The organism is Sporacetigenium mesophilum DSM 16796 (assembly GCF_059569055.1).
In genome coordinates, this window is record NZ_JCANUR010000009.1 from 37,990 (window position 1) to 52,015 (window position 14,026).

The 14,026-nt window shown below is 30.7% G+C and carries 9 protein-coding genes and 1 other annotated feature; of the genes, 4 read left to right on the forward strand and 5 right to left on the reverse strand.

What is annotated here, in order from left to right:
• Positions 1–31 precede the first annotated feature (31 nt).
• Positions 32–1,063 (forward strand): alpha-hydroxy-acid oxidizing protein, encoded by a 1,032-nt coding sequence (locus BS62_RS08770; protein ID WP_496490890.1) that lies wholly within the window; start codon positions 32–34, stop codon positions 1,061–1,063.
• A gap of 33 nt (positions 1,064–1,096) precedes the next feature.
• On the opposite strand, the gene BS62_RS08775 is transcribed toward BS62_RS08770, so the two are convergent.
• The 5 genes from BS62_RS08775 to cspBA form a co-directional block, all read right to left on the reverse strand.
• Complete coding sequence (locus BS62_RS08775) at positions 1,097–1,291, reverse strand: CDIF630_02480 family spore surface protein (RefSeq protein ID WP_496490891.1); 195 nt, start codon at positions 1,289–1,291, stop codon at positions 1,097–1,099.
• Between the two features lie 98 nt (positions 1,292–1,389).
• Positions 1,390–1,584: a CDIF630_02480 family spore surface protein gene (locus tag BS62_RS08780; protein ID WP_496490892.1), complete on the reverse strand. Its 195-nt coding sequence runs from the start codon at positions 1,582–1,584 to the stop codon at positions 1,390–1,392.
• Between the two features lie 108 nt (positions 1,585–1,692).
• Entirely contained in the window at positions 1,693–5,115 is a 3,423-nt protein-coding gene (locus tag BS62_RS08785) for a pyruvate carboxylase (protein WP_496490893.1), read from the reverse strand.
• A gap of 322 nt (positions 5,116–5,437) precedes the next feature.
• The gene (locus BS62_RS08790; protein ID WP_496490894.1) at positions 5,438–7,126 is read right to left on the reverse strand and encodes a S8 family serine peptidase; all 1,689 of its coding nucleotides are present in this window, start codon (positions 7,124–7,126) and stop codon (positions 5,438–5,440) included.
• Positions 7,127–7,262: 136 nt separating this feature from the next.
• Positions 7,263–10,604: a bifunctional germination protease/germinant receptor pseudoprotease CspBA gene (cspBA, locus tag BS62_RS08795; RefSeq protein WP_496490895.1), complete on the reverse strand. Its 3,342-nt coding sequence runs from the start codon at positions 10,602–10,604 to the stop codon at positions 7,263–7,265.
• 175 nt (positions 10,605–10,779) lie between these two features.
• Positions 10,780–11,016 (forward strand) — a binding site (T-box leader).
• Positions 11,017–11,138: 122 nt separating this feature from the next.
• On the opposite strand from cspBA, the gene BS62_RS08800 reads away from it, so the two are divergent.
• The 3 genes from BS62_RS08800 to BS62_RS08810 all read left to right on the forward strand — a co-directional run bounded on the left by BS62_RS08800 (position 11,139) and on the right by BS62_RS08810 (position 14,003).
• On the forward strand, positions 11,139–12,446 hold the full coding sequence (locus BS62_RS08800; protein ID WP_496490896.1) for a dicarboxylate/amino acid:cation symporter: 1,308 nt from the start codon (positions 11,139–11,141) through the stop codon (positions 12,444–12,446).
• Between the two features lie 34 nt (positions 12,447–12,480).
• Positions 12,481–13,413 carry an ATP-grasp domain-containing protein gene (locus tag BS62_RS08805; RefSeq protein ID WP_496490897.1) on the forward strand — a complete coding sequence of 311 codons (933 nt, stop codon included), beginning with the start codon at positions 12,481–12,483 and terminating at the stop codon, positions 13,411–13,413.
• 137 nt (positions 13,414–13,550) lie between these two features.
• The gene (locus BS62_RS08810) at positions 13,551–14,003 is read left to right on the forward strand and encodes a staygreen family protein (RefSeq protein ID WP_496490898.1); all 453 of its coding nucleotides are present in this window, start codon (positions 13,551–13,553) and stop codon (positions 14,001–14,003) included.
• Positions 14,004–14,026: the final 23 nt, after the last annotated feature.

Here is a 14,026-nt window from a genome sequence, read left to right on the forward strand (position 1 = left end):
TTATAATATATTTACAACTGGGGGTTTTTTTATGAATATAAACGAAGTTTTAGAAAATGCTAGAAATAATATGAAAGGTTACTGTAATGTCTGCAAAGAATGTAATGGTGTTTGGTGTGCAGGTAAAGTACCTGGAATGGGTGGATGTGGAACTGGTGATAGTTTTAAAAGAAACTACAGTACTATAAAAAATATAAAGCTTAAGCTAAAAACTATTCATGATGTTAAAAATCCTGATACAAAAGTTAGTATTTTTGGAAAAGAACTGGACTTACCATTAATGGTTGCACCTATAACTGGAGCATCATACAATATGGGTGGATTTTTATCAGAAGAAGAATATGTAAATGCAGCTATAATAGGAAGCCATAATTCTAATACAATAGGAATGATTGGCGATGGTGCTGATTTAAAGCTTTATCAATATGGAATAGATGCTATAAAGAAAGTAAACGGAAATGGTATTGCTATTATAAAGCCTAGAGATAATAAAGATATAATAGAAAGAATAAAAGTAGCTGAAGAAGCTGGTTGTGTTGCAGTTGGGATTGATATAGATGGTGCTGGACTTGTAACTATGGCTCTTAACAATCAACCAGTAGGGCCTAAATCAGTTGATGAATTAAAAGAATTAGTATCATCAACAAAACTTCCATTTATAATAAAAGGTATAATGGATGAAGAAGAAGCAGAACTTGCATATAAAGCAGGTGCAGCCGCTATAGTTGTATCAAATCACGGTGGAAGAATTCTTGACGATACACTAGGAGTTGCAGAGGTTTTACCTAAAATAGCTAAAAAACTTAAAGGGAAAATAACTATACTAGCAGATGGAAATGTAAGACATGGTTCTGATATATTTAAGTATATAGCACTTGGCGCTGATTGTGTATTAGTTGGAAGACCTATAATATGGGGGGCATATGGAAATCATGAAGATGGAGTTAAAACTACTATAAATAAGTTTAAAAATGATTTTGGTCAAACTATGCTTTTAACAGGAACAAAAGATGTTTCATCTATAAATGACAGCAAAATAGCAAATTTTAATGTTAATCTTTAGTATTTAAAAAGAGGTGTATATACACCTCTTTTTTTATGATAATCTACTTACGTTATCTACATAATCTTTAGCTTCTTCTACTCCTCTTTGTGTTGGTATAGGAACTCTTGCATGAGGAGTATATCTTTCTATATCTTGCCATCCTGCTGTTGCTTCGCTTTGCTTTGATTTATATGCGCGAAGTCTTGCATTATCTTTTCCTGTTAAAGGTTGTAATTTTTTTTCCATTATAGTCACACTCCTTCGTAATTTAAGAAAAAACTTCTTTTTCTTATTTATATTTTTTCATTTAACAGTGACTATAATTCATAATAGTTTTCTTTATGCTATGATAATCTACTTACATTGTCTACATAATCTTTAGCTTCTTCTACTCCTATTTCTGATGGTATTGGTGTTTTTGCATGAGGAGCATATCTTTCTATATCTTGCCAACCTGCTGTTGCTTCACTTTGCTTTGGTCTATATGCACGAAGTCTTGCATTATTTTTTCCTGTCAAAGGTTGCAATTTTTTTTCCATTATAGTCACTCCTTTTTATATTTTTGAGAAAGTAAGAAAACTTCTTTCTTATTCTTATTTTCCCTATTTAAGATGACTATAATTCATAAAGAAAATTTTGCTATTTTTTTATTTCATAGTTATTAAAAGTTGTTTGTCAGATACCATTTCTTCATTTTTTACATATATCTCATCTACAACTCCATCTACCTTTGCAACTATTACTGTTTCCATTTTCATAGCTTCAATTATTACAAGTGGTTGATTTTTCTTAACTTCTTCGCCTTCTTTTACTATAACCTTAACTACCTTACCAGGAATACTAGCTCCTATTTGTAATTCATTATTTAAATCTGCTTTTTGTACATTTTTTATACTACTTGAGAAATTTTTGTCTTCTATTTCTATTTCTCTTAACATTCCATTTAATTCAAACATTAAAGTTCTATTTCCATTCTCATTTGCTTCAGTCATATCTATAAACTTAATAGTAAGAATTTTTCCTGGATCTATTTCTACTTCACATTCTTCGCCTTTATTTAAACCATAGAAGAAAACATCACTTTCAAGTCTTGATATATCGTGATAAGTATTTAAATGACTTAAGTAATCTTCATATACCTTTGGGTATAGTAAATAACTTATTACATTTCTAATGTTTGCTTTCATGTTAAATTTCTCTTCTAGGTACTTTCTTGTACTTTCAAAGTTCTCTTCTTCTAAAAGTTCTCCAGGTCTTACAATTATAGGTTCTTCGCCTTTTAAAACAACTTCTTGTAAATCCTTTGGTATTCCACCTTCAGGTTGACCTATCATACCTTTACAATAATCTACTATAGAATCTGGGAATGATAAGTTATTTCCTTTTTCTACTATATTATCTTTAGTTAAATCATTTTTAACCATAAATATTGCTAAATCTCCAACTACCTTTGAAGAAGGTGTAACTTTTATTATGTCTCCTAATAAATCATTTGCTACCTTGTATGTTTCCTTTACTTCTTTAAACTTATTTCCAAGACCTAAACTTTCTACCTGAGGTTTTAAGTTAGTATATTGACCTCCTGGTATTTCGTATTTATATATTTCTGCAGATGGATTTTTTAAATCACTTTCAAACTTTGAATATATATTTCTTATATCTTTATAATAGTCACTTATTTCTTGGTATCTTTCTATATCTATTTTTGTATCTCTCTTAGTATTTTTTAATGCTTCCACTACTGAGTTTAATGATGGTTGACTTGTAAGCCCTGACATAGATTCTAGTGCACAGTCTACTATATCAACCCCAGCTTCAGTTGCCATTAGGTAAGTTGCTATACCATTTCCACTTGTATCATGTGTGTGTAAGTGGATAGGAACTTTTACATTTTCTTTTAATGCCTTAACTAACTCATATGCAGCATATGGTTTTAAAAGTCCAGCCATATCTTTTATTGCTATTATATGAACTCCTAATTTTTCAAGTTCTAGAGCCATATTTACATAATATTCTAGGTTGTATTTAGTTTTGCTTTTATCTAATATATCCCCTGTATAACATATAGTACCTTCAACTATACTATCTGTTTTAAGTGCTGTTTCTATAGAAGGTTTCATATTTTCAACCCAGTTTAATGAGTCAAATATTCTAAATACATCTATACCTTGATTTGCTGATTCTTTTATGAACTCATCGATTATATTATCTGGATAGTTTTTGTATCCAACAGCATTAGATGCTCTAAATAACATTTGGAACAATGTATTTGGTATTTTCTCTCTTAATTGTTGTAATCTTCTCCAAGGAGATTCTTTTAGGAATCTATAAGCTACATCGTAAGTAGCTCCTCCCCACATCTCCAATGAAAATAAATCATTCATCTGAGAGCTTGTTGCATCTGCTACCTTAAGTAAATCATTAGTTCTAAGTCTTGTAGCAAGAAGAGATTGATGTGCATCTCTCATAGTTGTATCTGTTATAAGCAACTTGTCTTCATTTTTTATATAATCAATAAAACCTTTTGTTCCTAATTTCTTATATAAATCTCTACTTCCTGGCAGTTTTATTTCTGCCTTTGGAACATATATACTATCAAACTGTGGCTTATCACTACCCTTATTTTCATTTACTATAACATTTCCTATATATTGAAGTAATTTTGTTCCTCTATTTTTATCTTCTATAAATTTAAATAAACTATCTGTCTCATCTACAAATTTTGTACTGCATTTTCCAGATATGAAATCTGGATGATTTAATACATTTACTAAAAATCCAACGTTAGTTTTAACTCCTCTTATTCTATGTTCTTTTATAGAACGTGTCATTTTTCTTATTGCACCTTCAAATGTTCTATCCCAAGATATAGTTTTTACTAGTAAACTATCGTAGTAAGGACTTATTGTTGACCCTGCAAATCCGTTTCCTCCATCAAGTCTTACCCCAAAACCAGATCCAGTTCTATATACGTTTATCTTTCCTGTATCAGGCATAAAGTTATTTTTCGGATCTTCAGTTGTTATTCTACATTGTATAGAGTATCCATTTATTTTTATATCTTCTTGTGATTTTATGTTTATAGCATCGCTATCTAAACTATATCCTTGTGCAACTAATATTTGACTTTGTACTATATCTATTCCTGTAATCATTTCTGTTATAGTATGTTCTACTTGTATTCTAGGATTCATCTCTATAAAGTAATAGCTACCATCTTCATCAACTAAAAACTCTAATGTTCCTGCATTTACATATCCAACGTGTTTAGCTAATTTAACACCATCATTACATATACTCTCTCTAAGGTTTTCATCTAATGAAAAAGCAGGAGCATACTCAACTATCTTTTGGTGTCTTCTTTGAACTGAACAATCTCTTTCATATAAATGAACAATATTTCCATGTTTATCTCCTAATATTTGTACTTCTATATGCTTAGGATTACTTAGATATTTTTCTACGAATATCATAGCTTTACCAAATGCCTTTTTTGACTCACTACATGCCGTATTAAATTCTACCTCAAGTACATCTTCACTATGAATTACCCTCATACCTCTTCCGCCACCGCCATTTGAGGCTTTTAACATTATAGGGTAACCTATATTCGATGCAATTTTTTTAAGTTCATCTATATTATCTACAGGATAATCAATTCCAGGTATTGTAGGAACACCAACTTCTTTTGCTACATTTTTAGAATTTATTTTATCTCCCATAGCTTCCATAATATTAGCAGAAGGTCCTATAAAAACTATATTATTTTCTTCACACTTTTTAACAAACTCTGGGTTTTCTGATAAAAATCCGTACCCAGGATGTATAGCATCTACACCTTTTCTCTTGGCTAAATCTATTATTCCATCTATATCAAGATAGGCATCAAGTGGACCTTTACCTTCTCCTATTAAATAAGATTCATCTGCCTTAGTTCTAAAAAGACTATATTTATCTTCTTTGCTATATATACCTACACTTCTTATACCTAATTCTGCACATGCTCTAAAAATTCTAATAGCTATTTCTCCTCTATTAGCAACCAATACTTTTTTGAACTTTCTTTCCACAAAATCACCCCTCATGTCATGAATGTTTATATTAGTATGAATTATATCATCTTTTTTTTAAAAAATGTTGGTTTTTTATAAAGTCCTAAATTAAATAAACAATTAATAAATAATATATGCTTTTTTAAGATAATATATTTATTTTACATAATAAATTAACAATAAAAACAGTTTATCACTTTAATATAATTTTTTACAACTTTATTTTTTAAAGATTAATTCATAATATTCAATATTATTTTCTAATAAAATAAAGTATTCTTCAAATTTGGTTTATTTTACAAAACAAAAAACTATTGATTAAACTAATCAATAGTTTTTGTTATAAGCTTTGAGATATCTGTCTAAAGGTATTTATTATATTTAACTCTCCATACCCTTCAATTACATTTGGAAAGGTATATGCATATTTAGTTGTAGCACCAACCATTAAAAAGGTTTTTATAACTTGAGTATACGCAGATTCAATACTTCTTCCATCTACATAAAAATATTCTAGAATAAGTGCTACAACTCCAGATACAATAGAACTTGATGCCCCTGTTCCAGTCAGTGTATTGTATATACCTCCTGGAAATGGACCTATAACATTTACACCAGATGCAACTATATCTGGTTTTATATAATCAACAGGTACAGCACCATTAGATGAACCTATCCATATACTTGAGGTTTTTATATCATATGAACCAATAGTAATTACTCCTGAATCACTCCCAAATATAGTTATTGTCTCAAATGGATCTGGTTTTAAAAATCTAGTATTAGCATCTATAAGAGGCGTAACTGGCATGAATAAATCGTGTATTCCGCTCACTATATGATCTGCATGCAATCTTATAGTCCATATTCCAGGTTTAATTCTAGATAAATTTATACTAGCATATAAATCTCCCGTTATAAATTCAGGAAAGTAATAAAAAACAGTAAAATCCACATCTTGTATATTAAAGGTTCCGGAATAAAGATAAAATTCTCTATAATCTATTTTAGGAGATATTTCACCACTTGGCGTTATTATTGATATTGATATTTTATCAGGTCTTTGTGCTATTAAAAATATACTTAAGTTTTCTTGATTTTCTCCTACTTCTATTAATATATCTTGAAACTCTCCTTTGTGTGTGAATCTACCAGAATAATGAGTATCTGTATTCCCTTCATTTCCAGCTCCATATACTATAACCCTTCCCTTTTTATTAGCAAATCTCAATGCATTTAATGCTGTTCTAGTTCCAAAAGTCCACCCCCTAATATCAACTGTTCCATTTACAACTAAAGGTCTATTCAAGTCTGTAGCAACTTTAAAAGCGTAATCAACCGCAGCTAAATAATCGATATTTCTATAAGAGAATTCTCCAGTCATGAATGGATCTGGGTATTCTCTTAGTTTTACTACTAATAAATCAGCACCTGGTGCTATTCCCCTATTTTCTCTATCAATTGACCCTAGGCCTGCTGCTAGTCCTGCTGACATAGTTCCAGTTCCTCTAGTATCCATAATTAATGACAAGTCATTGTTTTTAATAGCTTCATTTATTTGCTCATTTGTGTATTCTGAACCAAATAAATATCCCTCAGGAGGAGTCCCATTTTGGTTTTCTTGGTCCCATATTCTTATTATCTTTGAAGTTCCATTTGGCTTAATAAAATCTGGATGAGTATAATCAATTCCAGAATCTATTATTGCTATTATTACTCCACTTCCAGATAAATTTAGGTAAGAACTTTGTACAAGTCCTGTATCACCTATTCCATCACTAGGTCTTACACCTTCATTAATGTTATTTGTAATTATCCCCAAATCCCCCATAGCTAATGATGGTCTCAATAATTTTATCTCGCTTACACTTAGTATTAATTCATCAGTAATATCAACTGGAGTATATAAAAGGGCATTCCTATTATTCAATATTATTAAGTTATTAAGACCTATATTGTTAAGAGCTGTTCTTATATCTCCTTCATATAATACGTAATATGCTTTAGCAAATTGTGATAAGTCAGCCATTTATCCACCTCCATTTTACTAATTTAGTTCTATCTATAAAAATGCTTACTTTATTTACGATAATTATTCTAAAAGTTTTAAAAAATATACTAAAAGAGTAGATATCTATCCACTCTTTTTCTAATATACTGGATTTTTACCTGTACTTCTCAAATGTCTTGATTAAATCTAAAATACCATACCCATAACTTAAATTAGGAAAAGTTATCTCCGGAGAAGTCCTAGCTCCTGCCATAAAAAATGTTTTTATCATTTGTATAAAAGCTCTATAAGGGTCTACATTTTCTACTAATAAATATTGTAAAAATAGTGCCGCCGCTCCAGAAACGTGTGCACCAGCAGCGCTACTTCCAGTTAAAGTAGAATATCCTCCACCTGGTGATGTTGATATTATATTTACACCAGGTGCTACTATATCAGGCTTTAATTGTTCATACCTTGTTGGCCCTCTTGATGAAGATTGCCATATACTGTTATTTATACTATTATATGTTCCAACAGTTATAAATTCAGCTGATGTGGCAGGAAAGGTTATAGTTCCAAATGGGTCTGGCTCTGCAAATTTAGTACCTGGTTGTAATACAGACCTATTAGGCAAATATATATCATACTGGCCAGCTATTATATATTCCCCTTTTAGTCTTAAAGTCCATATACCAGGCTTTACATCATATAGAACTATTCCAACAAACTCATCTCCTGAATTTGCTTCTGGATAATAATAAGTTATTGCATAACGAGTATTTTCTAGGTTAAATAGTCCTTCTATTCTAAGGAAATTTCTAACAGGAAGTTCTTTACTTACATCTCCAGATGGAGATATTATACTTAAAGATACCTTATCAGGCCTTTTTACCCATACCTCTATTCTCATATCCTTTTCTCCTTGAGCAACTTCTACTATTACATCTCTTATTTCTCCTTGATTTTCCATATTTCCTGAATAATGGGTTTGGGTGTTTCCTTCATTTCCTGCTGCTGCAACAGTTATTACTCCCTGTTCTTCATATAAGCCTAGATTTTCAAATATGGTTGTTCCATTTGCTCCACCAAAGTTACTTCCTAAAGATATATTTAAAATTAAAGGCATATTTAACTCATATGCCTTATCATAACAATAGTACATTCCAGCTAAAACATCTGTACTGTCGTAATCATAATCCATGTATGGTCTTAACTTTACAACTATAAGTTCTGCATCTGGTGCGATTCCTATATAATCAGGATTTACAACTCCTCTGCCAGCCATTATTCCCCCAACTAAAGTTCCATGACCAACAGTATCCATACCTAAATCTGGATTATTGTTAGCTATTGCCTGATTTATTTCTTGATTGTTATACTCTGTTCCAAAGGGAAATCTTTCAGGATTTTTTCCTTCTATATTTTGCTCTTGGTTCCAAATATACCTAATTTTAGATGTTCCATCTTCGTATCTAAAATCAGGATGCAGATAATCTATTCCAGTATCTATAAGTCCAATCAAGACTCCTCTACCTGTTAATGGTACATATGGAGTAGTTTGAAAAAACTTAGCTCCTATTTCTTGCGTTGCAGTTACACCACCTTGAATAGATTCTTGTCTTTCTCCTAATAAAACCATTGGCAAGCTTCTTACTAAATCATCTATGTTACGTAATCGCAATAATTGTTCAGTTCTAACAAATTCATCAAAATAAACTAATGCTGTATTCACTCCCAATGGAATAAATGTATAAGGCATTCCTATAGTATCAAGTTGTGATATTACATCTCCACTATATGAGAAAAAAAATCCACTTGATTCTCTAGCTGTATATCTAATAGTTGGGTTTTTTTTTTCAATTTTGCCGTAGTACTTAAATTCATCTGCTTTGTTAAACCCATCTTTTTCGTCAATATTCATAACCATTGCTCCACTTTCAAGTGGTATATTGTCTAAATCAAGTCTTCCATAGCCATATACATCATTAGGATATGCTATATTTTGCCCATTTCTATTTGCAAACTTTAGAAGAATTGCTTTTAATCTATCTCCGTACATATATGGATCATTGTTGTTTACTATTCCCCACTGCATAAGTAATGCAGCTGATGCTGTTACATGGGGTGACGCCATACTTGTTCCACTTAAAACACCTTGATTTCCTCCAGGCAAATACGATAATATTTCTTCTCCTGGTGCTACTATATCTGGTTTTAATACTCCTTGACTTGCATCTCCTTGGCCAGAAAATGGTGAAATTGCACTTGTTGCATCATTATAACTACCTACAGTTATAACTCTATTTGCAGTACCTGGAACTGTAACTGTTAACTTTACAGTTGGATTTAAAAATCTAGTATCAGGACTTAGCCCCTCAGAAGTAGGCAAGTATATATTAATTCCACCAGCTACTATAGTAGTTGGCCTAAAGTTTATTCTCCATATACCTGGTTGTATAGATGTATTAGATGATAATTGTATAGTAACCCTTCTTAAAAGAGTATAAGGTGGAATTGGATAGAAAACCCCCGTTATATTAGTCCTGTTTAAAGTAGTTCTTAGAAGACGTGAATTCAAGCTTAGTTCAGGTGTAGTATTGTTTGTAGGAGTTGTTATAGATATTGCAATATCATCTGCAAAGTTAGGCCATATATTTAGATTTAATATTTTTTCATTTTCTCCAACTACAAACTCTACTTGTTGGTTTTGATTAGGGACTAGTTGTATAAATTTATGCTGACCTTTATTTGCATTATTTCCCGCTGATACAATCATATTATTTTTCCACATAAGTGACATATCATCAATGTATTGTTCAAATAAGGATACCCCTAAGTGTGATCCTTCATTAGTTCCATAACTCATATTTATAGCCACTGGCATATTTTTTTCTATAGAAGCATCTATTACAAATTTTATTGCCCTCATAAACTCTGTACTTCTTGAAAACACATCTGTTTGTATACTTCCAACTCTTACAACAATTAAATTAGATTCATTTGCAATACGAGCTGCTATTCCTGCTACATGAGTTCCATGTGCAGCAGTTAATGATACAGGTATATTTATCTCCCTATTTATAGCTTTATTTATATCTTCTTGTGTATATAATGTACCATTAGTAAATCCAGGAGGTGGGCTTCCTTGAGTTGATGATTGATCCCAGTAATAAAGTATTTTACTAGTTCCATCTGGATTTTTAAAAATAGGTAAATTATAGTCTATGCCTGAGTCTATTATCCCTAGTATAACACCATTGCCAGTGAGCCCTGTTTGATTTTTAAAGTTAACTATTCCACTTGAGAAAAATGAAGGTATATTTTGTCCTGGTCCTAAAATAAATGGTCTTTCTACGTATACTATTTGAGGATAATTTAATAATTGATCTATTTGACTTTCATTTTGAACAGTTATTATTGCGTAGTTAAAACCTAGTAACTCTACTCTTACGCCTAGTTCATTTTGTAAATTTGTTAAATCTCCGAAATATCTAACTATAACTTCAAAATTCAATTTAATCCCCCCTCTATGTACAGAGATTGCAGTTATTAAAAATATATAGAAAAAATAAATAAAAATACCTAATTTTAAAAAATATATAAAAATAATAAAAAGGTGTTGATTTTTATTTAATATGTATTTATAATAATAAACATGAAATACCTAGTAAACATATCTGAATTAATGATTAAGCACTATGATCAGGAAAAGTAAGTTATATGAATCATTACAGAGAGGAACTCCTTGGCTGAGAGAGTTTTATGTAGAATTATAACCGAAGTGCCCCTGTGAGTGTTAGGCCGAAATTATAGTAGGCTGCTACGGGTTCTCCCGTTATAGAGAATAGACATGTTTGTGTCTAGTATGAGATGGGCAACTTTGCCTAATTAGAGTGGAACCGCGGAAGTTAACTTCTGCCTCTGTATATTACAGAGGTAGGAGTTTTTTTTGTTTGTGTAAAGCGCGCATATACAAACAGCATGAGTATAAATATTTAAATTAGAAAATTGTTTATATTAAAAGATAGATAACTTAGGAGGTAAAATAATGTCAAAATATATAGGTTTATTAGTAGGTATATTACTACTTGGTATTTTATATTTTCTTAAAAACAAGAATGTAAGTTTTGGGAATAGAGTTCTAATAGCTATGGCTTTGGGACTTGGGTTTGGTGCTATATTTAAAGAAAATGCAATGATAATTGAACCTATTGGTGGTATATATATAAGTTTAATTAAAATGCTTGTTATACCCCTTGTTGTAAGTTCTTTAATTTCAAGTGTTACATCTCTTGATAACCCAGACCAACTTAAGAAAATAGGCTTTAAAACTATAGCTCTTCTTTTAGGCACTACTACAATTGCAACTGTAGTTGGAATATTAGTTGGAAATTTAATGGGTATAGGTTCAGGTGTTAAATTTATTAGTGATTCATCTTTTGAAGCAAGAGAAATACCTGTTTTTAAAGATGTTTTAATGGGCATGATACCTATGAATATAGTAAATGAAATGGCTACTGACAAAATAATACCTGTTATTATATTCTCTATGCTTTTCTCAATTGCTATAATAATTGAAGGTACAAAGGATTCTGAAGTAGTTAAACCAGTTAAGAATTTCATTAATTCATTTTCTAAAATTATGTTTAGAATAACTCAAATTGTAATTGCTTTAACTCCATATGGTGTATTTGGTCTTATGATCTCTATATCTGCCTCATCTGGACTTTCTACATTAATACCACTTGCAAAAGTGATATTAGCAATGTATATTGCATGTATTCTACACTTATTAGTGGTACATGGAAGCTTAATAGCAGTATTTGCAAAAATAAATCCATTTAGATTTTATAAAAGTATTTCTGAACCAATGGTTGTAGCATTTACCACAAGAAGTAGTTATGGAACACTTCCAATAACAATAAGAGCGCTTAAAAATGAAGCAAAAATATCTGATAAAATAGTAAGTTTTGTTGCTCCACTTGGCTCTTCTATGGGGATGAATGCTGGTGGAGGTATATACCCTGCCCTAGTAGCTATATTTATAGCAAAAATGTTTAATATAGATCTTACATTAAATGACTATTTATTACTTGTTGCAACTACTACACTTGGTTCAATTGGTATAGCTGGTGTTCCTGGTGCTGCTATTATGGCTGCAACAGTTGTATTATCAAGTTTGAACCTTCCTATTGAAGGATTGGCAATGTTCCTTGGTATTGATGTTATAATTGATATGATAAGAACTATGACAAACGTTACATCAAGTGCAGTTGTAACACTTTTAGTTGGAAATTCTGAAGATGAATTTGATAAAAAGGCATTTGATGAAGAGAAAGAGTTAAAAGTAGCTTAAAATTTATTTAATATTATATTTGGAGGTATTTATTATGAAAAAAATTTATATAATACACGAAAATGCTGAATGGACAGCACCACTAAAAAGAGAATTAGAAGCACTTAATCTACCTTACGAAGATTGGTTCCTTGATGAAGGTGTATTAGATATATCTAAAGAACCACCTGAAGGAGTTTTTTATAACCGTATGAGTGCATCTTCACATACAAGAGATCATAGATTTGCTCCTGAATATACTGCATCAGTTTTATACTGGTTAGAATCTCATGGAAGAAAGGTTATAAATACTAGCCGTGCATTACAATTAGAGGTTAGTAAAGTAGGACAGTATACATCACTTAATAAACATGGAATTAAAACTCCAAAAACTGTAGCTGCTATAGGAAAAGATAATATTATCGAAGCAGCAAAGGATTTTGATGGATCATTTATTACAAAACACAATCGTGCAGGTAAAGGTCTTGGTGTTCAGTTATTTAACAATATTGAAGCATTAAAAGAATATGTAAATGGACCTTTATTTGATACTCCTATAGATGGTATTACTTTAATTCAGCAATATATTAAATCGCCAGAGCCTTATATAACTCGTTGTGAGTTTGTTGGTGGGAAATTCATATATGCAGTTCAAGTTGATACATCAAAGGGATTTGAGTTATGCCCAGCTGATGCTTGCCAAATTGGAGATGCATTCTGCCCTATTGGTACAGAATCAGAAAGACCTAAATTTAAAATTATAGAAGGATTTAAAAATCCTATAATAGAAAAATATGAAAATTTCCTAAAAGCTAATAATATTCATATATCTGGTATAGAATTTATAACTGATGAAAATGGTGAAATATATACTTACGATGTAAATACAAATACAAACTACAATTCAGATGCAGAAGCCATAGCAAAAAAATCTGGTATGGGTGCAATTGCAAGATATCTAGGAGAAGAGCTTGAAAAGCTAAAATAGTCAATAACCTCACTGTGGTTTTATAAAATTATAGTGAGGTTATTTTTTACTTAAAATAGCACATAAAGTAATTTAATTTAATATTATATATGGACAACATTTTTTTATGTTAGTAAAACCTTTAAGGAGGTAGTAATTTGCCAAAACTAGATCCTGAAAATTTATTAGTTACTTTTGTGCCGCCTGTAACTAAAACTTATCCTATACGTTTTAGAAAATATACTTTAACACATTCAGACACTACAGGTGAATTATTTTTAACTATAGGACCATATTTTGATTTTGAAAAGATAAACCCCAATACTCGTGATGAAGTTCTAGCTCAATGGGGCTTAGTAAATCCAGGTATTTATACACTTCAAGCATTTGTATATGTAGGAAATACTTCATTTGATATAGCTCAAGCAAGATATAATACATTTAAAAGAGAGCTTCCATTAGCACTTGAAGCTTTAATTTATGGAGATAGAGAATTTTTCAAGGCACACCCTGAACTATTAGGAACTCCTATTACAGTTAGATTTATATCATCATTTCCTCAGTTTAATAGAACTGAATTTTACAATAGACCTATAGACTATTTAATATAATTTAGAGTGTTTTTCACTCTATT